The sequence below is a fragment of the Salinarimonas sp. NSM genome (assembly GCF_052380005.1).
GTDB lineage: Bacteria > Pseudomonadota > Alphaproteobacteria > Rhizobiales > Beijerinckiaceae > Salinarimonas.
In genome coordinates, this window is sequence record NZ_JBQTCJ010000017.1 from 33,846 (window position 1) to 54,416 (window position 20,571).

18 protein-coding genes are annotated in these 20,571 nt (G+C 73.8%); 7 read left to right on the top strand and 11 right to left on the bottom strand.

Annotated features, from left to right (window positions below; all coding sequences use genetic code 11):
- Positions 1–90 precede the first annotated feature (90 nt).
- The 5 genes from ACTZWW_RS08835 to ACTZWW_RS08855 all read left to right on the top strand — a co-directional run bounded on the left by ACTZWW_RS08835 (position 91) and on the right by ACTZWW_RS08855 (position 5,905).
- On the top strand, positions 91–1,041 hold the full coding sequence (locus tag ACTZWW_RS08835; RefSeq protein WP_444780580.1) for an MBL fold metallo-hydrolase: 951 nt from the start codon (positions 91–93) through the stop codon (positions 1,039–1,041).
- 371 nt (positions 1,042–1,412) lie between these two features.
- Positions 1,413–3,023 (top strand): FAD-dependent oxidoreductase, encoded by a 1,611-nt coding sequence (locus tag ACTZWW_RS08840; RefSeq protein WP_444780581.1) that lies wholly within the window; start codon positions 1,413–1,415, stop codon positions 3,021–3,023.
- Positions 3,020–3,250, top strand: coding sequence for a DUF2783 domain-containing protein (locus ACTZWW_RS08845; protein WP_444780582.1), 231 nt, complete (start codon positions 3,020–3,022; stop codon positions 3,248–3,250). Before ACTZWW_RS08840 ends, ACTZWW_RS08845 begins: the two co-directional genes overlap by 4 nt.
- Positions 3,251–3,343: 93 nt before the next feature.
- On the top strand, positions 3,344–5,149 hold the full coding sequence (locus ACTZWW_RS08850; protein ID WP_444780583.1) for an IlvD/Edd family dehydratase: 1,806 nt from the start codon (positions 3,344–3,346) through the stop codon (positions 5,147–5,149).
- A 144-nt stretch (positions 5,150–5,293) separates the two neighbouring features.
- The gene (locus tag ACTZWW_RS08855; protein WP_444780584.1) at positions 5,294–5,905 is read left to right on the top strand and encodes a LysE family translocator; all 612 of its coding nucleotides are present in this window, start codon (positions 5,294–5,296) and stop codon (positions 5,903–5,905) included.
- Between the two features lie 16 nt (positions 5,906–5,921).
- Here ACTZWW_RS08855 and ACTZWW_RS08860 read toward each other — a convergent pair whose 3' ends face one another.
- The 4 genes from ACTZWW_RS08860 to ACTZWW_RS08875 form a co-directional block, all read right to left on the bottom strand.
- Positions 5,922–6,317 carry a DUF5368 family protein gene (locus ACTZWW_RS08860; RefSeq protein WP_444780585.1) on the bottom strand — a complete coding sequence of 132 codons (396 nt, stop codon included), beginning with the start codon at positions 6,315–6,317 and terminating at the stop codon, positions 5,922–5,924.
- Positions 6,318–6,330: 13 nt separating this feature from the next.
- Positions 6,331–7,689 (bottom strand): NAD(P)/FAD-dependent oxidoreductase, encoded by a 1,359-nt coding sequence (locus ACTZWW_RS08865; protein WP_444780586.1) that lies wholly within the window; start codon positions 7,687–7,689, stop codon positions 6,331–6,333.
- 83 nt (positions 7,690–7,772) lie between these two features.
- On the bottom strand, positions 7,773–10,058 hold the full coding sequence (locus ACTZWW_RS08870) for a xanthine dehydrogenase family protein molybdopterin-binding subunit (protein ID WP_444780587.1): 2,286 nt from the start codon (positions 10,056–10,058) through the stop codon (positions 7,773–7,775).
- Positions 10,059–10,116: 58 nt separating this feature from the next.
- A complete protein-coding gene (locus tag ACTZWW_RS08875) occupies positions 10,117–10,518 on the bottom strand; it encodes a rhodanese-like domain-containing protein (protein WP_444780588.1) in 402 nt (133 codons plus the stop codon).
- Positions 10,519–10,647: 129 nt separating this feature from the next.
- On the opposite strand from ACTZWW_RS08875, the gene ACTZWW_RS08880 reads away from it, so the two are divergent.
- Together ACTZWW_RS08880 and ACTZWW_RS08885 are read left to right on the top strand one after the other, a co-directional pair.
- A complete protein-coding gene (locus tag ACTZWW_RS08880) occupies positions 10,648–11,784 on the top strand; it encodes a PilZ domain-containing protein (RefSeq protein ID WP_444780609.1) in 1,137 nt (378 codons plus the stop codon).
- A 36-nt stretch (positions 11,785–11,820) separates the two neighbouring features.
- A complete protein-coding gene (locus ACTZWW_RS08885) occupies positions 11,821–13,029 on the top strand; it encodes an MFS transporter (RefSeq protein WP_444780589.1) in 1,209 nt (402 codons plus the stop codon).
- Between the two features lie 12 nt (positions 13,030–13,041).
- On the opposite strand, the gene ACTZWW_RS08890 is transcribed toward ACTZWW_RS08885, so the two are convergent.
- The 7 genes from ACTZWW_RS08890 to ACTZWW_RS08920 form a co-directional block, all read right to left on the bottom strand.
- Positions 13,042–13,911 (bottom strand): alpha/beta fold hydrolase, encoded by an 870-nt coding sequence (locus ACTZWW_RS08890; RefSeq protein ID WP_444780590.1) that lies wholly within the window; start codon positions 13,909–13,911, stop codon positions 13,042–13,044.
- Entirely contained in the window at positions 13,908–14,675 is a 768-nt protein-coding gene (locus tag ACTZWW_RS08895; protein WP_444780591.1) for an alpha/beta fold hydrolase, read from the bottom strand. The genes ACTZWW_RS08890 and ACTZWW_RS08895 overlap by 4 nt, the downstream gene beginning before the upstream one ends.
- Before the next feature lie 92 nt (positions 14,676–14,767).
- A complete protein-coding gene (ispH, locus tag ACTZWW_RS08900; protein ID WP_444780592.1) occupies positions 14,768–15,715 on the bottom strand; it encodes a 4-hydroxy-3-methylbut-2-enyl diphosphate reductase in 948 nt (315 codons plus the stop codon).
- On the bottom strand, positions 15,712–16,992 hold the full coding sequence (locus ACTZWW_RS08905) for a hydroxysqualene dehydroxylase (protein ID WP_444780593.1): 1,281 nt from the start codon (positions 16,990–16,992) through the stop codon (positions 15,712–15,714). The genes ispH and ACTZWW_RS08905 overlap by 4 nt, the downstream gene beginning before the upstream one ends.
- The gene (locus tag ACTZWW_RS08910) at positions 16,989–18,665 is read right to left on the bottom strand and encodes a squalene/phytoene synthase family protein (RefSeq protein ID WP_444780594.1); all 1,677 of its coding nucleotides are present in this window, start codon (positions 18,663–18,665) and stop codon (positions 16,989–16,991) included. The genes ACTZWW_RS08905 and ACTZWW_RS08910 overlap by 4 nt, the downstream gene beginning before the upstream one ends.
- Positions 18,666–18,669: 4 nt before the next feature.
- Complete coding sequence (locus tag ACTZWW_RS08915; protein ID WP_444780595.1) at positions 18,670–19,788, bottom strand: glycosyltransferase; 1,119 nt, start codon at positions 19,786–19,788, stop codon at positions 18,670–18,672.
- On the bottom strand, positions 19,785–20,510 hold the full coding sequence (locus tag ACTZWW_RS08920; protein WP_444780610.1) for a lysophospholipid acyltransferase family protein: 726 nt from the start codon (positions 20,508–20,510) through the stop codon (positions 19,785–19,787). Before ACTZWW_RS08920 ends, ACTZWW_RS08915 begins: the two co-directional genes overlap by 4 nt.
- Positions 20,511–20,571: the final 61 nt, after the last annotated feature.

Consider the following 20,571-nt stretch of genomic DNA (forward strand, 5'->3'; position numbering starts at 1 on the left):
CCGCCGCTTCGCGTCGGGCCACCTTCCCCTACAGGAAAGGATAGGCGCGCCCAACCGCCTCGATCAATTGAAGAGCAACGGGAGACAATAATGACCAAGAGCTTCGCCTCGACGGGCGACATGACCGAGAAGACCGTCACCTTCGAGGAGATCGGGCCGGACCTCTACGCCTACACGGCGCAGGGCGACCCCAATTCCGGCATCATCGTCGGCGACGATTGCTGCATGGTGATCGACGCACAGGCGACGCCGGCGATGGCGCAGGACGTGATCGCCCGCGTGCGGACCGTGACCGACAAGCCGATCAAGTACGTGTTGCTGACGCACTACCACGCGGTGCGCGTGCTGGGCGCCTCCGCCTACGGCGCGCAGGGCGTCATCGCGTCCGACCTGACGATGGCGCTGATCCAGGAGCGCGGGCAGCAGGACTGGGAGAGCGAGCTCGGCCGCTTCCCGCGGCTCTTCCGCGGCGCCGATTCGATTCCCGGCCTGACCCGGCCGAACCTCGTCTTCGACACCGAGATGAGCGTCTTCCTCGGCAAGCGCGAGGTGAAGCTCTACCACCTCGGCGCGGGGCACACGGCGGGCGACGTGGTCGCCTGGGTGCCGGATGCGCAGGTGATGTTCTCCGGCGACCTCGTCGAGTACCACTCCGCCTGCTATTGCGGCGACGCCCACCTGCGCGAGTGGCCCGAGACGCTGAACGGCATCCGCAACGCCGACCCGAAGGCGCTCGTCCCGGGCCGCGGCGACGCGCTGACCGACCGCGCCACGGTGCGCGAGGCGATCGCCATGACGCGAGACTTCGTTCAGACGCTCTACACCCAGGCCGAGCTGTCGGTCGCCAGGGGCCGCTCGCTCAAGGAGACCTACGACGCGACGCGGTCCGTCATGGACCCGCGCTTCGGCTCCTTCGCCATCTACGAGCACTGCCAGCCCTTCAACGTGGCACGCGCCTACGACGAGGCGTCCGGCGTCGACCATCCGACGATCTGGACCGCCGAGCGCGACCGCGAGATGTGGGCGGCGCTCCAGGGGTGAGCCGACGGCCGGCACCTCCTCGTCGAAGGAAGCCGGCAGAGCTTGGTGCACTCCGTGGGTGCAGCCCGCCGACGTTCTCCCCTCCCCCTCGTGGGGAGGGGCCGGGGGTGGGGGGCGTGCAGAACGTGCTCGACGCCGATGCAGCGGCGATCACGGTCGCGACAGCTCGGACGTGGCTCGCGCTGCATCCCGCCCCCCATCCGCCCCCTCCGGGGGCACCTTCCCCACGAGGGGGAAGGCAGGCCTGCGCCGCAGGCTCACCTCGACCCCAGCCGGAAGGAATGGTGTACCGACTGGATACGCAGGATTATTGGGAGCTCGGTCGCCCGTGTCGGTGCGGCCGAACCGAAATCAAGGGAGGTTCGCGGCAAATGGCGGAAAACGCCCGCAAGTCCCTCTACCAGTTCTCCTATCACCGCTCGCCGGACCAGGACGGCGCGGTCGTGCGCCGCCCCGTCGTGGTGATCGGCGCCGGACCGGTCGGCCTCGCCTGCGCGATCGACCTCGCCCAGCGCGGCGTGCCCGTCGTGCTCCTCGACGACGCCGACCGGATCGGCGCGGGCTCGCGGGGGCTGTGCTGGGCCAAGCGCACGCTGGAGATCCTCGATCGGCTCGGCGTCGGGCGCGCCTGCGTCGAGAAGGGCGTGACCTGGAAGCTCGGGCGCGTGTTCCAGGGCGAGGATGCGCTCTACGCCTTCGACCTGCTCCCCGAGACCGGCCACGCCATGCCGGCCTTCGTGAACCTGCAGCAATACTACCTGGAGCACTTCCTGGTGCAGCGCGCCGGCGAGCTCGACGCGCTCGACATCCGCTGGCGCAACAAGGTGACGGGCCTCGCGCATCTCCCCGACGGCGCGGCGCTGACGATCGAGACGCCGGACGGTCCCTACACGCTGCGCGCGGACTGGGTCGTCGCCGCCGACGGCGCGCGCTCGCCGACCCGGGCCATGCTCGGCCTCGACTTCGTCGGCGAGGCCTTCGAGGAGCGCTTCCTCATCGCGGACGTGCGGATGTCGGAGGCCTTTCCCACCGAGCGCTGGTTCTGGTTCGACCCGCCCTTCCACGAAGGGCGCTCCGCGCTCCTGCACAAGCAGCCCGACGGGATCTGGCGCATCGACCTCGGGCTGGGCGCGAACGCCGACGCGGCGCACGAGCAGAAGCCGGACGTGGTGACCCCGCGCATCGCGCGGATGCTCGGCCATGACGACTTCGCGCTGGAATGGGTCTCGGTCTACACCTTCCAGTGCCGCCGCCTGGAGCGCTTCGTGCACGGGCGCGTCGTCTTCGCCGGCGACGCCGCCCACCAGGTCTCGCCCTTCGGCGCACGCGGGGCCAATTCCGGCATCCAGGACGCGGAGAACCTCGCCTGGAAGCTCGCACGGGTGATCCGGGGCGAGGCGCCGGCGAGCCTCGTCGACACCTACGACGTCGAGCGCGTCGCCGCGGCCGACGAGAACATCGGCCACTCCACCCGCGCGACCGACTTCATCGCGCCGCGCACCGCGCAGGAGATGCGCTTTCGCGACGCCGCGCTGACGCTCGCGCGCGATTGCGGCTTCGCCGAGCGGATGGTGAACTCGGGCCGGCTCTCGACGCCGTCGACCTATCGCGCCAGCCCGCTCTCGACGCCCGACGCCGAGCCCTGGGCCGGCACGGCGCGGCTGGGCGCGCCGATCCCGGACGCGCCGATGGAGCGTGCGGACGGCACCCCCGCCTGGCTCCTCGCCGAGGTCGGCGGGGACGCGGTGGAGATCGTCATGCCCGACGGCGCCGACCACGGCCCGCCGCCCGAGGGCTTGCGCCGGATCGTGATCGGCAAGGACCTCATCGACATCGAGGGCCGTTTCCGCGAGCGCTTCGACGCGGTGCCGGGCGCGAGCTGGCTCGTGCGCCCGGACCAGCACCTCGCCGCGCGCCTGCGCCACGAGGACCCGGCGCGCGTCGCCGCCGCCGCCCGCCGCATGCTGGGAGACGTCGCATGACCGAGACGCGAGCCGCCCCCGCCCGCGCCCCCGGCGGCCTCGACACGACGAGCCGCCTGCCAGACCCCGACCGCGCCTACCGCGCCCTGATCGACGCCCACCGCGGCCTCTCCGACGAGGAGAGCGCCGCCCTCAACACCCGGCTCGTGCTGATCCTGGCCAATCAGGTCGGCGACGAGACGGTGCTCGAGGAGGCGATCGCGCTCGCCCGCGGCGATCCGGCGTGAGACCGGGACGTCGCGATCGGCCTCCCCCGTCGACAGCCGGCGCGAGCCGCGTATGATCCCGCGCCGAAGCACGACCAACGACGAGGAAACGCCATGCCCGCGCGCCGCCGCATCTCTCCCGCCGAGCTGCGCTCGCGCCTGTGGTTCGACAACCCCGACAACCCGGGCATGACGGCGCTCTACCTCGAGCGCTACCTCAACTACGGCCTGACCGGGGAGGAGCTGCGCTCGGGCAAGCCGATCATCGGCATCGCACAGACCGGCTCCGACCTCGCGCCCTGCAACCGGCACCACATGGAGCTGGCCAAGCGGGTGCGTGACGGCATCACCGCGGCGGGCGGGCTCGCGCTCGAGTTCCCCTGCCACCCGATCCAGGAGACCGGAAAGCGGCCCACCGCCGCGCTCGACCGCAACCTCGCCTACCTCTCCCTCGTCGAGGTGCTCTACGGATACCCGCTCGACGGCGTCGTGCTGCTCACCGGCTGCGACAAGACCACCCCCGCCTGCCTCATGGCGGCGGCGACGGTCGACATACCGGCGATCGCGCTCAACGTCGGCCCGATGCTCAACGGCTGGATGGACGGCAGCCGCACCGGCTCCGGCACGGTGATCTGGGCGGCGCGCGAGCGGCACGCGGCGGGCGACATCGACTTCCAGCAGTTCATGGACATCGTCGGCTCCTCGGCGCCCTCGAACGGCCATTGCAACACGATGGGCACCGCCTCGACCATGAACGCGCTCGCCGAGGCGCTCGGCATGTCGCTGCCCGGCCAGGCGGCGATCCCCGCGCCCTATCGCGAGCGCGGGCAGATGTCGTACCTCACCGGCAAGCGCATCGTGGAGATGGTGTGGGAGGACCTCAGGCCCTCGGAGATCCTCACCCGCGAGGCCTTCGAGAACGCCATCGTCGCCTGCTCGGCCATCGGCGGCTCGACCAATGCGCCGATCCACCTCAACGCCATCGCCAAGCACGTCGGCGTGCCGCTCGACTGCGACGACTGGGAGCGCGTCGGCTTCGAGATCCCGCTCCTCGTCGACATGCAGCCGGCGGGACGCTTCCTCGGCGAGGAGTACTTCCGCGCCGGGGGCCTGCCCGCGGTGATGGCCGAGTTGATCGAGGCCGGCAAGATCCACGAGGACGCGCTCACCGCCAACGGCGCCACGATGGGCGAGAACTGCCGCGGCAAGCATTCGCGGGATCGTGAGGTGATTCGCCCCTACGCGTCGCCGATGCGCGAGAAGGCGGGCTTCCTGCACCTCAAGGGCACGCTGTTCGACTCGGCCATCATGAAGACGAGCGTGATTTCCAAGGAGTTCGCCGAGCGCTACCTCCAGAACCCGGACGACCCGCTCGCCTTCGAGGGCCGCGCCGTCGTCTTCGACGGCCCGGAGGACTACCACGCCCGCATCGACGATCCCACGCTCGGCATCGACGAGGACACGATCCTGATCATGCGCGGGGCGGGGCCGATCGGCTATCCCGGCGCGGCGGAGGTGGTGAACATGCAGCCGCCGGGCGCGCTCATCAAGCGCGGCGTGCGCGCCCTGCCCTGCATCGGCGACGGCCGCCAGTCGGGCACCTCCGCCTCCCCCTCGATCCTCAACGCCTCGCCCGAGGCCGCCGCCGGCGGCGGGCTCGCGCTGCTCGAGACCGGCGACCGCATCCGCATCGACCTGAACCGCCGCCGTGCCGACATCCTGCTCCCGCCCGACGAGCTCGAGCGCCGCCGCGCCGATCTCGCGGCCAAGGGCGGCTTCCCGCACCCCGCGAGCCAGACGCCCTGGCAGGAGATCCAGCGCGGCATGGTCAGGCAGCTCTCGGAGGGCATGACGCTCGAGCCCGCGACGAAGTACCAGCGCATAGCCACGACCTTCGGCGTTCCGCGCGACAACCATTGAGCGCGCATCCTCCCCGGAGGGGAGGAGTCCGTGCGCAGCACGGCGGCGGGGCCGTTCGGCCGTCCCCCACTGCGGGACGGAGGCGCGTTGCGCTCGCCGTCGAGGCATGATCTCCTGCTCTCGCGCTACCGTAGGAGCCCACCCGTGAGCCTCGACTATCTCCTCACCTCGCTGATCGTCATCCTCCTGCCCGGCACCGGCGTGCTCTACACGCTGGCCTACGGGCTCGGGCGCGGGTGGCGGGCGAGCGTCCTCGCGGCGTTCGGGTGCACGCTCGGCATCGTGCCGCACATCGCGGCGAGCATCGTCGGCCTCGCGGCGCTGCTGCACACGAGCGCCCTCGCCTTCCAGATCGTGAAGTATCTCGGCGTCGCCTATCTCCTGTGGATGGCGATCTCGATGCTGCGCGAGGGCGGCGCGCTCGAGGTTTCGGAGAACAAGGCGCCCACGCCGCCGATGCGCATCGTGACCAGCGGCTTCCTGATCAACATTCTCAACCCGAAGCTGTCGGTGTTCTTTCTCGCGTTCCTGCCGCAATTCGTCCCGGCCACGACCGCCACGCCGACGCTGACGATGCTCGTCCTCGCCCTCGTCTTCATGGGGCTGACCTTCGTCGTCTTCGTCGGCTACGGCGCCTTCGCCGCGGCGACGCGCGCCTACGTGATCGGGCGGCCGGCGGTGGTGACGTGGCTCAAGCGCGGCTTCGCCGCCGCCTTCGGGCTGCTCGGCCTGCGGCTGGCGCTGGCCGAGCGCTGATCCCGAGTCGCGCGGCTCAACGGGAGGCGCGCGGCGCGGCGTTGGTGAGGCCTGCGCGGCGGCGCCGGCCCGGCAGGCCGAACAGGGCCGCCAGGATCGGCCACGCGACGAGGACGCCGCCGGCGAAGGCGCCCGCCGCGATCAGCGCCATCGCCACGAGGTCGATCCCGGCGACGAGGTGCGCGTGGCCGGCATCGGTCAGTCGCGGCGCCAGCGCCACGGCGGCGAGCGCCGCGAGCACGCCCGCCACGAGCGCTCCCGTGCGAGGCCCGCCGCGGAAGGGAGCGCGGGCGAGCACCAGGAAGCCGTAGAGCGCGAGAAGGCCGGCGAGCGCGAGCAGGCCCACCCACAGCCAGATCCCGAAGGTCTCCTGCGCGATGGCCAGGAGGGTGTGCGGAGAAAAGTCCTTCATCGGTCGTCCTCCCTCAGGCGAGCCCGCGCAGCATGGCGTGGTAGGTCGGCATCAGCGCCTTCTCCTCGATCACCCAGGCGACCCAGCTTTCCTCGAGCGGATCGATGAAGGGGAAGGACGGCGTCAGGTTGTTGTCGTAGTCGAACTCCACCAGCATCGCCGTGCCGACCCGCGTCACCAGCGGGCAGGACGTGTAGCCGTTGTAGGACGCGGTGAGCTCGCGCTCCTCGAGCCACGAGACGATGTTCTCGCAGGCGACCGGGGTCTGCCACTTGACGCTCGCCGCCGTCTTGCCCTTGGGCACGCCCGCGACGTCGCCGATGGCGAAGACGTTCGGCCAGCGGGTGTGCTGCATCGTGTGCTTGTGCACCTCGACCCAGCCGTCGGCGGCGAGCGGCCCCTCCTGCCAGGAGAGCCCGCTCTCGCGCACGGGGCGCGGCGCGCGCATCGGCGGCACCACGTGGATGAAGTCGTAGCCGGCCTCGACCATGCCGTCCGGCGTGCGGTAGGTGGCGCGCTTGCGGCCGGGCTCGATCGCGGCGAGCACGTGCTCGGGGCGCCACGTCACGTCGCGCCCGGCGAAGATCTCCGCGACCTTGGCCGCCACCGGCGGCACGGCGAAGAGCCCCTGGTTGTGTGCGAAATAGGTCAGGTTCGCCCGCCCGCGGGTGCCGGCGCCGCGCAGGCGGTCGTCGGTGAGGAGCGTGTACTTGAGCGGCGCCCCGGCGCACTTCATCTCGGTCGCGGGCCGGCCGAAATGGCCCTCACCTCCCGTCTCGACGAAGGCCTGCATCGCCACCCAGGACGCACCCGCGGCCTCCGGCCCGGCGTAGATCGAGGCGATACCGTCGCGGCCGATCAGGTCGCGGCTCATGCCGTCGATGGCGTCGTAGGCGAGCTCCAGGCCGGTGGCGACGACGAGGACGTCGTAGGAGACCGCCTCGCCGGTCGTCGCGACCACGCGGCGGGCCTCCGGGTCGATCTCGGCGACGTCGGCCTTGATCCAGGAGACGCGCTCGGGGAGGAATCGGGCGTTGCGGTCGATCGTCCGGCCCGGCGCCCAGACGCCGGAGCCCACGAGCGTGAAGCCGGGCTGGAACCAGTGCGCCTCGCGCGCGTCGAGGATCGTGATCGTGCCGTTCGGCAACAGCGCCGAGAGCCGCGCCGCGGCGGTGAGGCCGGCGGCTCCGGCGCCGGCGATCACCACGTCGACCCTTCGGCTCGAGATCCGCGCGGCTCGGGCCGGGGAGCCCGCGAGCGGCAGGGCGCCGATCGCGGCGGCGCCGGCGAGCGCCTTGAGCGCGCCCCGTCTGCTGATGCTGGAGGGACCTGCGGCGGATCCCCCCTCCCCGTTGCGGCGGTTCGTCGTCATGGCGTTCCTCGGGCTTTTATCTAGAACATGCTAATATTCGCATGTTCGAAGACCGGGGAACAGTCGGGATGATCCGGATGCGCTCAGGCTCGCCGGATCGCCGCGAACACCGCCTGTGGCGTCGCCGGCATGTCGATGTGGACGAGGCCGCAGGCGCGATGGAGCGCGTCCGCGACGGCGTTCATCGTGGCCGGCGCCGCGCCGATCGTCCCCGCCTCGCCCGCGCCCTTGATGCCGAGGACGTTGGTGGCGCAGGGCACGTTGCGGGTCTCGAAGACGAAGCTCGGCACGTCCGCCGCGCGCGGCAGCCGGTAGTCCATCAGCGAGGCCGTGACGAGCTGGCCGCCCGCGTCGTAGACGACGCGCTCGTGCAGCGCCTGGCCGATGCCCTGGACGAGGCCGCCGTGCACCTGGCCCGCGAGCAGCAGCGGGTTCAGCGTCACGCCGAAATCGTCGACGACGACGTAGGCGACCACCTCCACATTGCCCGTATCCGGGTCGATCTCCACCTCGCAGACGTGCGTGCCGTTGGGATAGGTCGCCGCCGGCGGCTTCCAGGCGTGGGAGGCGATGATCGGCTCGCCCGCCCGCGCGGCGAGGTCGGCGAAGCCGATCGCGCGGTCGGTGCCGGCGATCCGCACCGCGCCCTCCGCGATCTCGAGGTCCGCGACCGCGGCCTCGAGCGCGTCGGAGGCGAGCGCCACGAGGCGGGTCGCCACCTGCTCCGATGCGCCGGCGACGGCGGCCCCGCCGATCGGGATCGAGCGCGAGCCGCCGGTGCCGCCGCCGGTGGCGATCTCGTCGGTGTCGCCCTGCCGGACGCGGATGCGCTCGAGCGGAAGGTCGAGGTGCTGCGAGACCAGCTGGGCGTAGGCGGTGGCATGCCCCTGCCCGCTCGACTGCGTGCCGATCGTCACGACGGCGCCGCCGTCGGCCTCGATCCGTACGGTCGCCTCCTCCGGCCCGCCGCCGGCGCAGGCCTCGATGTAGCTCGCCATCCCGATGCCGCGGATGCGCCCGCGGGCGCGGGCCTCCGAGGCGCGCGCCTCGAAGCCGTCCCAGCCCGCGAGCGCCATGGCGCGGCGCATGTGGCCCTCGAACTCGCCGCTGTCGTAGGTGCGCCCCGTCGCGGTGCGGTAGGGCATCTGGTCGGGCGCGACGAAGTTCTTCGCGCGCAGGGCGTCGGGCGCCGCGCCGATCTCCCGCGCGACGTGGTCGACGAGGCGCTCGATCACGTAGGCCGCCTCGGGCCGCCCCGCGCCGCGATAGGCGTCGACGGGGAGCGTGTTGGTGTACCAGCCGCGGATGCGGGCGTGCACCGCCGGGATGTCGTAGACGCCCGGCGTCATGGTGGCGCCGCCGGTGGGGATGAACGGCGCGAACTGGGAGAGGTAGGCACCGAGATCCGCATCGATCGTCACCCGCATGGCGAGGAAGCGCCCCTCCTCGTCGAGCGCCATCTCGGCGCGCGTGCGGTTGTCGCGCCCCTGCGCGTCGCCGACGAAATGCTCCGTGCGATCCGCCGTCCACTTCACCGGCGCGCCGAGCCGCTCGGCCGCGAGCACGCAGAGCGGGTACTCGCGGAAGACGAACATCTTGGTGCCGAAGCCGCCGCCGACGTCGGGCGTGACCACGCGCAGCGTCCCGGGCTCGCGGCCGAGAACACCGGCGACGACGTCGCGCACGAGATGGCTGCCCTGAGAGCCCAGCGTCAGCGTGATCCGCCCGGTCTCCCGGTCGATCTCGGCGAGGCAGGCGCGCGGCTCGACGTAGTTGGTCACGAGCCGATTGTTGACGAGCTCGAGCGAGACCACCCGTGCGGCAGCGGCGAAGGCCGCATCCGTCGCAGCCGCGTCGCCCACGCTCGAGTCGAACGCGAGGTTCGTGCCGAGGTCGGGCCACACCAGCGGGGCGCCGTCCTCCTCCGCGGCCGCGATGCCCACGATGGCGTCGAGCGGCTCGTACCGTGCGGGAAACGCCTCCGCCGCCTCGCGGGCCTGGGCGAGCGTGTCCGCCACCACCACGCCGACGACGTCGCCGACGTGGCGCACCATGCCCGACGCGATCACCGGGTAGGGCGGCGTCGCCATGCGGCTCCCGTCGGAATTCCGCGCGGGCGCGAGGCAGGGCAGCGGCTTGAGCTCCGCGGCGTCCGACGCCGCGAGGACGAGGCGCACGCCCGGCATGGCGCGGACCTCGGCGAGATCACCCACGGCGAGGCGCGCGTGGGCGTGGGGGCTGCGCACCATCACGGCGTGGAGCACGCCGTCCGGCGCGAGATCGTCGGTGTAGGTGCCCGCTCCGGTGACGAAGCGAACATCCTCGACGCGACGCGCCGCTTGGCCGACGCCGAACTTCATGGGGCGCATCGCCGTGCTCCGTTCCTCGTTCCCGGGTGTCGAGAGGGTGGCGCCCCCGCGCCCCGTGTCAACCGTCGTCGCGCCCGGAACGCTCTCCCGCGGCATGGGCATCCGCGCCCGAAGCGTCCGCGCCGCCCTCGGCGCGCGCGACGGGCTCGCCGCCCATCACCCAGTCCTCGATGCCGCCCTGGTAATGGGCCACGCCCGCGATGCCCGCCGCCAGCGCCGCATGGGCGGCGTGCTGCGAGCGCACGCCGGCCGAGCAGGTGAAGACGATCCGCCGGCCGTCGCGCGGCAGGCGCGCGGGCTCGAAGGCGTCGAGCGGATGCGAGACGGACCCGGGGATGTGGCCGCGCGCATATGCCGCCGGCTCGCGCACGTCCACGAGGAGGATGTCGCCCGCCGCGAGGCCGCGCTTCACGTCCTCGCGGGTCAGGGCGGGGGCGTTTCCCGTCTCGAAGGTCAGCATGGCGTGTCTCCCGTCTGCCGTGCATCGCGAATTGCGTGCACGTTTCGAACATTATGGTCGCGATCGATTCAGGATTCCGGAACCGGCGCGGGCTTATGGTGACAACGCGGAACCACCCACGTGGGCACCATGCTCGATTTCCAGGTCAGACGCCGCTTCGCCCAGATGCGCCGATCGTTCGCGACGCTAGGGTTCGCCGGCGACGCCGCGGACGCGGCGCGGTCGTCCGAGCTCGTCTTCGACGACAGCGCCGTCACGCCGCCGAGGCTCGAGCAGGCGCACGCCGTCGAATGGCGCCGCGACGAGGACGATCTCGTCGAGGGCGTGTCCGCGCAGACGCGCGAGGCCGTGTTCCGGCTCGCCTACGCGATCCGGCGCGAGGCCGACGCGCTCGACGATCTCGCGCCGCGCGCCCGCACCGCGGCGCGGCGGCTCTCGCGCGAGGAGGCGGACATCGCCGAGGCGCTCGCGGGGCTCGATCCCGAGGATCTGCGTCCCGCGCTCGATCTCGCCACGCCGCCGGTCGCGAGCCTCGTCGGCGAGGTCGGGGCCGTCGCCCTCTCCGTCTCCCTCGCCGCCGTGCGCGCGGGCGCTTCCGCCCGCGGCTTCGCCGAGGCGTCGCGGCGGATTGCGGACCTCGCCGCGCTCCTCGCCGGCGCCTGGGACGGTATCGAGGGACTCGTCGTGGGGATCGAGGAGCGCTCGGCCGACACCGCTGCGCTGGCCACCGACCTGCGCCGGCGCGGGGCCGGGCTCGTCGGCGGCCGGGCGGAGACCGGCGCGCGCGACGTCGCGGCGCTGCGCCGCCTCGTCCGCGAGACCGAGGGGACGGCGAGCCGGATTGCCGAGACGGCGGAGGACCTCGCCCGCAGCGTGCGCACGCTCTCCGACGGCCTCCTCGCCGTCGTGCGGCGCCCGCCGGAGGGCGAGCGGCGCGCCACGGCGCGCGTGCCGGTGGACCTTCCCTGCGAGGTGCGCGTGGCCACGGGCGTCGTGCCCGGGCGCGTGCGCGATCTCTCGCTCACGGGCGCGCTGGTCGCGCTCGACGAGCCCGTGGCACTCGCCCCCGGCCAGCCGCTCTCCTTCCGCCTGCCGGATGTCGCGCCGCTCGCGGGCTCCGTCGTCACGGTGGAGGAGGCGAGCCTGCGCCTGACCTTCGACCTGCGCCACGGTGCCAACGCCGGCGCCCAGCCGGCGCTGGAGCGGCTCGTGGGTCTCGCGGACGAGCGGCGCGGGCCGCTTCCAAATCACGGGACGATCCCGTAGGAAGGCCGCGCCCCGCAATCGAAAGGCGCGCATCCCTTGCCCCCGCTCTCCACCGCCGGCGCCCGCGCCGCTCCGCGCGCGCTCCTCGTCGTCGTCGCCTATCTCGGGTTCGTCTCCCTCGCGCTGCCGGACATCGCGCACGGCGTCTCGTGGCCGTTCGTGCGCGACGCCTTCACGCTGCCGCAGAGCGGGCTCGGGCTGATCATGGCTGGGACCGCGGCGGGCTTCTTCGTCTCCTCCTTCTTCGCCGGGCGGCTGCTCGAGGCCGTCGGTGTCGGGCGGCTGCTGGCGGGCTCGACCGGCCTCGTCGCCGCGGCGCTGGTGGGCGTCGCGGTCGCGCCGAGCTTCCCGGTCTTCCTCGCGGCCGCCCCCCTCGTCGGGCTCGGCTCCGGCGCGATCGATTCGGGCCTCAACGCCTATGCCGCGGCGCGCTTCTCCGCGCGTCACATGACCTGGCTCCACGCCGCCTTCGGCTTCGGCGCCGCCTGCGGACCCTTCCTGATGACGGGCGCGCTCGTCGTCGGCGGCTCCTGGCGGCTCGGCTACGGCACGATCGCGCTGATCATGGGGGCGATGGCGCTCGTCTTCCTGTCGACCCGTGGGCTCTGGCGCGCCGATGCCGGCGGGCCGATCACGGCCGGGGAGACCGCGGGCGCGAGCCCCGCGCCCGCCCGGGTGACGACCCGCGCCGCCCTCGCGAACCCCGTCGTTCGGCTGCAGATCGCGATGTTCTGCATCTACGTCGGCGTCGAGTACGGGGCGGGGCTGTGGATCTTCACCGTGCTCAGCGAGGGGCGCGGCCTGTCGGTCGAGCTGGCGGGGACGATGGCGGGGCTGTTCTGGGGCGGGCTGTTCCTGGGCCGCGTCGGCTTCGGCCTGGTCGCCGACCGCCTCGGGGAGGACCTCTCCGTTCGGCTCGGCCTCGCGGGGATGACGCTGGGCGCGGCCGCCTTCGCGCTCGCGCCGACACCGGTGGGCCTCGTCGGCATCGTGCTGCTCGGCCTCGCCTGCGCGCCGGTCTACCCGATGCTGATGTCGCGCACGCCCGCACGGCTCGGCGAGGCGGTGGCGACGCACGCGATCGGCTTCCAGGTCTCGGCGGCGATGCTCGGCGGCGTGATCTTCCCCGCGCTCGGCGGCCTCCTGGCGGACGCGATCGGCCTCGACGCGGTGCCCCTGATGGTGCTCGCCTCGGTGCTGGCCCTCGTCACCCTCAACGCGATGCTGGAGCGCCGCACCGCCTGAACGCGCGCCCGCTCAATCGAGCCGCCGGCGCAGGAAGCCCACCACCGCCTCGGCGAAGGCGTCGTTGGCGTCCCCCGCCACCATGTGGCGCGCCTCGGCCACGTCGACGAACTCCGCGTCCGGCGCCATAGCCAGGAAGTCCCGCGCGGCCTCGGGCGTGACGAGCTCGCTCGAGCCGCCGCGCACGAGGAGCGTGGGCACGCCGAGCGTGCGCGTGGCCTGGTGGAGGCGCGCCTCCGCCCGCTCCCAGTCGGCGTTGACGGAGCGCGGGCCGTCGAGGAAATCCGGGTCCCAGTGCCAGCGCAGGCGCCCGTCCGGGGAGGCGCGCAGGTTCTTGCGCAGGCCCTCGAGCGAGCGCGGGCGGGGGCGATGCGGCAGGTAGGCGGCCACCGCGTCCGCCGCCGCCTCCAGCGAGGCGAAGCCTTCGCGGGCATGCGCGCGCATGAAGCCCTGGATCTTGTCGACACCGCGCGGGTCCATCCGCGGCACGATGTCGACGAGGACGAGCCCGCGGAACGGCGCGGGCGCCCCCGCCGGCGTCTCGCCCAGCGCCAGCAGCGAGGCGATGCCGCCCAGCGACGCGCCGATCGCCACCGGCACCGCACCTTCGCTCGCCAGCGTCCGGCCCACGGCGGCGGCGTCCGCCGCGAAGTCGAGGAAGGAATAGCCGCCGCCCGGCGCGCGATCGCTGTCGCCGTGGCCGCGCTGGTCGAGGCACACGGCCCGCCAGCCCTCGTGCGCGAGGCGCCGGGCGGTCTCCTCCCAGGCGTGGCGCGTCTGCCCGCCGCCGTGCAGCAGCAGCGCCGAACGGTGGCCCTCTCCGTGGACGTCGCCGACGAGGCGATTGCCGGCCGCGCCGACGAAGCTGCGCGTCGCGCTCACGGCCGCTCCTCCAGGAAGGCCAGGACGCCGGCCTTGTGGACCTTGTCGCCGACCGCGAGGTTGTGGTCGCGCCCGGGGATGTCGAGCGCCCGCGCGCCGGGGATCAGCGCGGCGAGCGCGGGGCCGGAGCCGGCCACCGTGTCGTTCGTGCCCACCGAGACCAAGACCGGCATCGCGAGCGAGGCCACCTCCTCGCGCGAGAGGGTCTGGCGCGAGCCGCGGATGCAGGCGGCGAGCGCCTTCAGGTCGCTCCCGGTCTGCTCGGCGAAGGCGCGGAACATGCGCTGCATCGGGTCCGTGAGCGCGGCGAGGGAGGGCGCCTCCATCGCGTCCGCGATGCCGAGCGGCAGCCCGACGCCCTCGACGAGGTGGATGCCGAGCCCGCCGAGCAGGGCTGCGCGCACCCGCTCGGGCGCCATCAGCGCCAGATGCGCCGTGATCCGCGCCCCCATCGAGTAGCCCATCACGTCGGCCCGCTCGAGCCCGAGATGGTCCATCAGCGCGAGCACGTCGCCCGCCATGACCTGCGAGCCGTAGGCGTCCGGCTCGTAGAGCTTGGCACTCTTCCCGTGCCCACGATTGTCGAGCGCGATCACCCGGCGCCCGGCATGGGCGAGGGTCTTGGTCCACATCGTGTTGACCCAGTTGACCGCGTGGCTCGAGGCGAAGCCGTGCACGAGCACGATCGGCTCGTGCCGATCCTCGCCCGTGGGCGCGAGGTCGATGTAGGCGATGTCGACGCCGTTCGAGGAGAAATGCTGCATGGGAACCGGGTGCTGCGGCCGGGTGGGCGGGGGCGCAGACTAGTGCGCCCGTCCCGGGGAGGCAATTCCGCCGGAAGACGCGCCGCCCGTCCTCACCGCCCCGCCAGCGCCCCGAGATCCACCGGCGCGAAACGCGTCGTCTCCACCGTGGTGGTGATCTCCTCCACAACGACTTCGCGCCACCCTCGAAGCCGCTCCAGCGTCTCGCGCACCAGCACCTCCGGCGCGGAGGCGCCGGCCGTGAGGCCGATGGTGGTGACGTCGGCGACGAAGCCCTCGTCGAGCTCGGCGGCGTCGGCGATCATCCGCGCCGGGCGGCCCAGCACCGTGGCGAGCTCCCTCAAGCGGGTCGCGTTCGACGAGTTCGGCGCGCCGCACACGACGATGCGCTGCGCCCGCTCGGCGAGCACCCGCACCGCCGCCTGGCGGTTCTGCGTGGCGTAGCAGATCGTCTTCACGTCCGGCCCGACGATCGCCGGGAAGCGCGATCGCAGCACGGCGATGATCTCGCGGGTGTCGTCGACGGAGAGCGTCGTCTGCGTCACGTAGGCGAGGCGCTCCGCGTCCTCCGGCTCGAGCGCCGCCGCCTCCGCGATGGTGCCGACGACGTGGACCGTGCCGTCGATCCGCCCGAGGATGCCCTCGACCTCGGCGTGGCCGACGTGCCCGATGACGACGAGCGCCCTCCCCTCCGCCGCGTGCCGCCGGCCCTCGACGTGGACGCGGCGCACCAGCGGACAGGTCGCGTCGATCACGTCGAGCCCCCGCGCGGTCGCCTGGCGCTCCACCGCCCGGGAGACGCCGTGGGCGGAGAAGATCGTCACCGCCCCGTCGGGGATCTCGTCCACCTCGTCGACGAAGACGACGCCCTTGGCCGCGAGCTCGGAGACGACGCGGCCGTTGTGCACGATCTCGTGGCGGACGTAGACCGGGCGGTCCGTCGCCGCGCGCGCCGCCTCCACCGCGCCGATCGCCCGCTCGACCCCGGCACAGAATCCCCGCGGGGCGGCGAGCAGCACGGTGAGAGGGGAGCGCGTCATCGCGCGCTCTCCGCCGGGAGCGCCCGCTGCGTGCGGACGGTGCGCGGCGCGCTCGCCGCGAGGAGATCGCGCGCGGCGTCCTCGCCGGAGATCACGGCGGCCTCGATCGTCGCCGGCAGGCGCGAGAGCCAGTCCCCCGCGAGGCGAACGTTGGTGAACGGCGCGCGCGGCTGCGGCCCGTCCGGCCCGGCGGCCTGGCGTATCGTCGCCCGCTTCTCCTTGACCACGCGCTGCTCCACCGGCTCGCCGACGGTCACGCCCGCCGCGCGCAGGGCGGGGGCGACCTCCCGCCAGATACGCGTGGCCAGCGCCTGCGGATCGTCCCCCACCGCCGCGCCGGCGGCGGAGACCGTCACCGAGACGTGGTCCTCCCGCGCGAGCGCCCAGTGCGACAGCGCCCGGCGCAGGCCCACGAAGCGCGGCCGATCCGGCCCCGCCACCCGGTAATGCGCGTTGACGATCGGCTCGTAGGCGTCCGGCACCGGCAGCGCCGGGAGGAGGCGGGCGATCTCCGCCGGCGGCAGCGCGAGGACGACGCCGTCGCCCGGCCCGATCGCGATCGTGCGATCCGCCATCACGAGCGCGGCGACGCGATCCTCCCGCACGTCGATCGCGCGCAGGCGCGCGCCCAGCGCGATGCGCCCGCCCCCGCGGGCGAGCGCGTCCAGCGCGGGCGCCACGAGATCCGGCCCGAGCCCGCGCTCGGCGACGAAGAGCCGCGCGCCGCCCGGCCGCACGACGCGCCGCAGCGCCCGCCCGAGGCGGCGGGCGGAGGCGATCTCGACGGGCGTGTTCAGCACGGCGACCGTCAGCGGCTCGACGAAGCTCTCGAGCAGCGCCCGCCCGGCGAAGAGGTCGCCGATCGCCCTGTCCCGCAGCGGCAGGGCGAGGCGCGCGAGGCGCGGCAGGTCGGCGAGGCCGAGGCCCTCGGGCCGCAGGCCCGGGCGCAGCCAGTCGAGCGGATGGAGGCCGACGCGGGCGATCCGCCCGTTGGCGGCGTCCCAGACCGGCAGGCCGGCCGGCTCCGGCTCGATCCAGCGCCCGCGGGCGCCGATCCGCGCGAGCATCGCGAGCGCTCGCGGGTTCGCGCCGAGCAGCGCGTGCGTGCCGTTGTCGTGCGTGAAGCCGCCCGCGGGCGAGACCGTGCGGCAGCGTCCGCCCGCCTGCGGGGCGGCCTCGTGGAGATGCACCTGCGCCCCCGCCCGCACCGCGGCGAGCGCCGCCGCGAGGCCGGCGACGCCGGCGCCGACGACGTGCAGGCGGCGCCCCGGGATCATCGCGCGCCGCCGGGCATGCGCGTCGCGCGCAGGATGAGCCGCGCCTTCTCCGGCTTCGTCAGCCGCAGGCGCGGCCCGCGCGGGTGCGCGAAGCCGCGGGCGACGAGCTTGGCGAAGAGCAGGCGGTAGCCCTCCATCATCACGATCGCGGGCCTCAGCGCGCTGCGGTCGAGCTGCGCGAGCATCCGGTCCGCCTCGGCGAAGCCGGCGCGCGCCTCCGCGGCGAGCGCGTCGCAGGCCCGCGCGAAACGCCGGTGCGCGACCATCGCCGCCGCCTCGCCGTCGGCGATGCCGAGCGCGGCCAGGCGATCGAGGGGCACGTAGACGCGGTCGATGGCGGCATCCTCGTCGACGTCGCGCAGGACGTTGACGACCTGCAGCGTGCGCCCGACGACGAGGGCGAAGTCGTGCGCCTCCGGCGCGCCGAAGATGCGCACCGACAGAACGCCCACCGCGCCGGCGACGCGGCGGCAGTAGAGATCGAAGTCGGCGGCGTCTTGGATGCGCACGCGGGGCCGGCCGTCGCTCTCCATCCCGTCGAGGAGTGCGTGGAACTCGTCCCGCGGCAGGTCGTGCGCCACCATCGCCCGAGCGAGCTCGCGGCCGATCGGTCCCGTCGGTTCCTCGGGCAGCGCGTCGATCTCCCGGCGCCATGCGTCGAGGAAGGCGCGCTTCTCGGGAAGCGGCGCGGCGCCGTCGGCGATGTCGTCGATGACGCGGCAGAAGGCGTAGAGCGCGTAGTTGGCGCGCCGCCGCTCCGGCGCCTGCGCGGCCATCCCGAGCTTGAAGGAGGAGCCCGAGACGGCGACGATGTCCTTGACCACCCGCGGATCGCTCGACGCCCGCCGCCGGGCCAGCGCCGTCGGCAGCCCGGCGAAGGCGGCGGCGAAATCCCGCTTGCCGAGCGCGACGCGCGTCGTCACCGGATCGCCCGCCCGCAGCTTCGCCGAAAGCCGCCGCGCGAGCGCGAGCGTGACGGCGCTCTCGGCGGCGAGGCGGCGCGAGCGCACGCGCGAGGGCAGGTTCGCGGCGCGGGCGAGGAGATCGTCCACGCGGTCGAGCGCGGCGTCGAGGATCGGGCGGCGGCCTGCGGCGTTCGCCGGCGCGAAGAAGGCCGCCTCGCCGCCGGCCTCCTCCATCCAGGGCACCGGAAGGTAGACGCGGTCGAGAGCGGCGCGGTCCTTCTCCAGGTCCTGGAGGTGGTTGAGGATCTGGAGCGCGGTGCACAGCGCGTCCGCCGGCGCCTGCGCCGATGCGTCCTCGCCGTGCAGCCGCAGCAGGAAGCGCCCCACCGGGTCGGCGGAACGCCGGCAATAGGCGAGGAGCTCCGCCCAGTCGTCGTAGCGACGCTTCACCGCATCCTGCCGGAAGGCGTCGAGCAGCACGAGCGCCTCCTCGACGCCCGCGCCGAAGCGCCGGTCCGCGGCGGCCAGAGCCGCCGCGAGCGGCTCGGCCGGGTCGCCGGCCCGCAGCGCCCGCTCCAGCGTCTCGAGCCGGGCGAGCTTCTCGGGCGGGGCGGCGGAGGAATCGTCGGCGACGTCGTCGGCCGCGCGGGCGAAGCGATAGAAGGCGAGCACCGGCGCGCGCAGGGGGCGCGCGATCAGCCGCGAGGCGACGGGAAAGTTCTCGTCGCGGTGGGTCTTGGTAGAAACGGGCGCGGCGGCGATGCTCATGGGCTCATTGTGCCGGATACACGCGCCCCTTCCAACCGCCCGCGCGGCCGCGGCCGAGCTTCAGGAGCGACGCCCATTGGATGGCGAGGCCCACCCCGACGGTGGCGGGGTGGAGCGGCACCGTCCACCAGCTCTCCCGGGTCGCGCGGGTGATCGCCGCCCGCATGCCGAGCGACAGCACGAGCGCGCCGAGCGCCGGCACCAGCGGGCCGATGCCGGCGATCGCGAGCACCACGAGGATCGGCGGCAGCACGTGGCCGAAGCCGAGCAGCGCGGTCCAGACCGGCAGCTGGCCCCACGAGGCCATCCCCTCGTGCGCGTTCTTGATGAAGCCGCGCCACGCCGGCTCGAAGCCGTCGTACATGCGGCAGACCGCGAGCTCGGAGCCGAGCACGACGTCCGTCATGCGGCCGTGGTCGCGCAGGCGCCGGGCGAGCTGGATGCCGTCGTGCAGGAGATGGCGTATGGATTCGTGGCCGCCGATGGCGTCGTAGGCCTCTCGCGGGAAGAGCATCATCTGCCCGCAGGCGGCGCCGAGCCCCCGGTCGGGGCGCGTGCGCATCATCGGCACGGGCAGGTAGCCGAGCATCAGGAAGTTGATCATCGGCACGGTGAGCCGCTCGCCCCAGGTCTTCGTCACCTGCCGCGGCACGGCGCTGACGAGACCGAACCCCTTCGTTTCCTGATGGGCGACGAGGGAGGCGGCGGCGCGCGGGGCGAGGCGCACGTCCGCGTCGACGAAGAGGAGATGCGTGCCGGACGCCGCATCCGCCAGGCGCTGGCAGGCGTGGACCTTGCCGGTCCAGCCGGCGGGAAGCGGCGGCGCGCGCTCCAGCCGCACGCGCGCGTCCCGCGCGGCGATCGCGGAGACGATCTCGGCCGTTCGGTCGGTCGAGCCGTCGTCCATCACGACGACCTCGACGGCGACCCCCTCGCTCGCGAGCGCGCTCTCGACGCAGGCGGCGATGTTCGCCTCCTCGTCGCGGGCGGGGATCAGCACGGACACGCGCGTCCCCTCCCCGGCCGGGCGGAAGGCGGGCGTGCGCATGGCGCCGAGGTTCATCGTTGCGAGCAGCGCGCCGAGGGCGGCGAAGGCGAGGGCGAGGATGGCGATCACCGTCACGGTCGGTCGTCTCCTGAATGAGGCCGGCGCCCGTGCGCGGCCTCGTAGCGCTCGCCCTTCATCGCCGCCAGTGCGCGCTTCCAGGCCCCGTAGACGCCGCCCACCCCGGCCGCGCCGGAGAGGACCGTCTCGAACCGGGCCGGGTCGCGGGTCGCGACGTCCGCCGACAGGCGGTCGAGCACGCCGGTCAGCCGCTCCTCGAGATGGGTGCGCCGCGCCGCGCGGTCCAGGGCGAGGAGGTCCGCCCCGCGCTCCGGCTCGCCGAAGGCGACGAAGGCCTCCGCGCCGCGCTGCTCCCAGAACTGGTACTCCATGGCGAGCGGCACGAACAGCGCATGCGGCGCGATCTCGGGGAGGCGCGCCACGCCGGCGCGCAGCCCGATCGGCCGGGTGCGCACGTCCATGAAGCGCCCCTGCGCCGCGAGCCAGATCGCCGCGTCGTCCCGCGTCAGGATGTCGGCGGAGGCGGAGAGAAAATCCGCCGCGCCCTTCGGGCTCTCGAGGTCGATGCCGTAGGCGCCGATGCGCTTCATGAAGCCGTAGGTCGCGAGCATCTCGGCGTCGATCGGCGCGTAGGACTGGCGCGCGGGGAAGAAGGCGTCGCCCACGAGGATGAAGGTCGCCGCGTCCCACCAGGCCGGGTGGTTCGTGTAGAGCACCAGCGGCGCGGCCTCGCCGACGAAGCGCGGGACGCCCCAGGGGGGAATCCAGAGCGCGTTCATGTGCTTCTTGAAGTACCGCTTGAAGTAGAAGGTGAAGAAGCCGAGCCGCCGCGGATCACGA

Bases quoted from the DNA above. Each gene is read 5' to 3' on its own strand.
- ACTZWW_RS08865 (WP_444780586.1), bottom strand. From the start codon at position 7,689: ATGACGACGAACCGCCGCAACGGGGAGGGGGGATCCGCCGCAGGTCCC.
- ACTZWW_RS08870 (WP_444780587.1), bottom strand. From the start codon at position 10,058: ATGCGCCCCATGAAGTTCGGCGTCGGCCAAGCGGCGCGTCGCGTCGAG.
- ispH (WP_444780592.1), bottom strand. From the start codon at position 15,715: ATGACGCGCTCCCCTCTCACCGTGCTGCTCGCCGCCCCGCGGGGATTC.
- ACTZWW_RS08875 (WP_444780588.1), bottom strand. From the start codon at position 10,518: ATGCTGACCTTCGAGACGGGAAACGCCCCCGCCCTGACCCGCGAGGAC.
- ACTZWW_RS08850 (WP_444780583.1), top strand. From the start codon at position 3,344: ATGCCCGCGCGCCGCCGCATCTCTCCCGCCGAGCTGCGCTCGCGCCTG.
- ACTZWW_RS08910 (WP_444780594.1), bottom strand. From the start codon at position 18,665: ATGAGCATCGCCGCCGCGCCCGTTTCTACCAAGACCCACCGCGACGAG.
- ACTZWW_RS08845 (WP_444780582.1), top strand. From the start codon at position 3,020: ATGACCGAGACGCGAGCCGCCCCCGCCCGCGCCCCCGGCGGCCTCGAC.
- ACTZWW_RS08840 (WP_444780581.1), top strand. From the start codon at position 1,413: ATGGCGGAAAACGCCCGCAAGTCCCTCTACCAGTTCTCCTATCACCGC.
- ACTZWW_RS08860 (WP_444780585.1), bottom strand. From the start codon at position 6,317: ATGAAGGACTTTTCTCCGCACACCCTCCTGGCCATCGCGCAGGAGACC.
- ACTZWW_RS08905 (WP_444780593.1), bottom strand. From the start codon at position 16,992: ATGATCCCGGGGCGCCGCCTGCACGTCGTCGGCGCCGGCGTCGCCGGC.
- ACTZWW_RS08920 (WP_444780610.1), bottom strand. From the start codon at position 20,510: ATGAACGCGCTCTGGATTCCCCCCTGGGGCGTCCCGCGCTTCGTCGGC.
- ACTZWW_RS08835 (WP_444780580.1), top strand. From the start codon at position 91: ATGACCAAGAGCTTCGCCTCGACGGGCGACATGACCGAGAAGACCGTC.
- ACTZWW_RS08895 (WP_444780591.1), bottom strand. From the start codon at position 14,675: ATGCAGCATTTCTCCTCGAACGGCGTCGACATCGCCTACATCGACCTC.
- ACTZWW_RS08880 (WP_444780609.1), top strand. From the start codon at position 10,648: ATGCTCGATTTCCAGGTCAGACGCCGCTTCGCCCAGATGCGCCGATCG.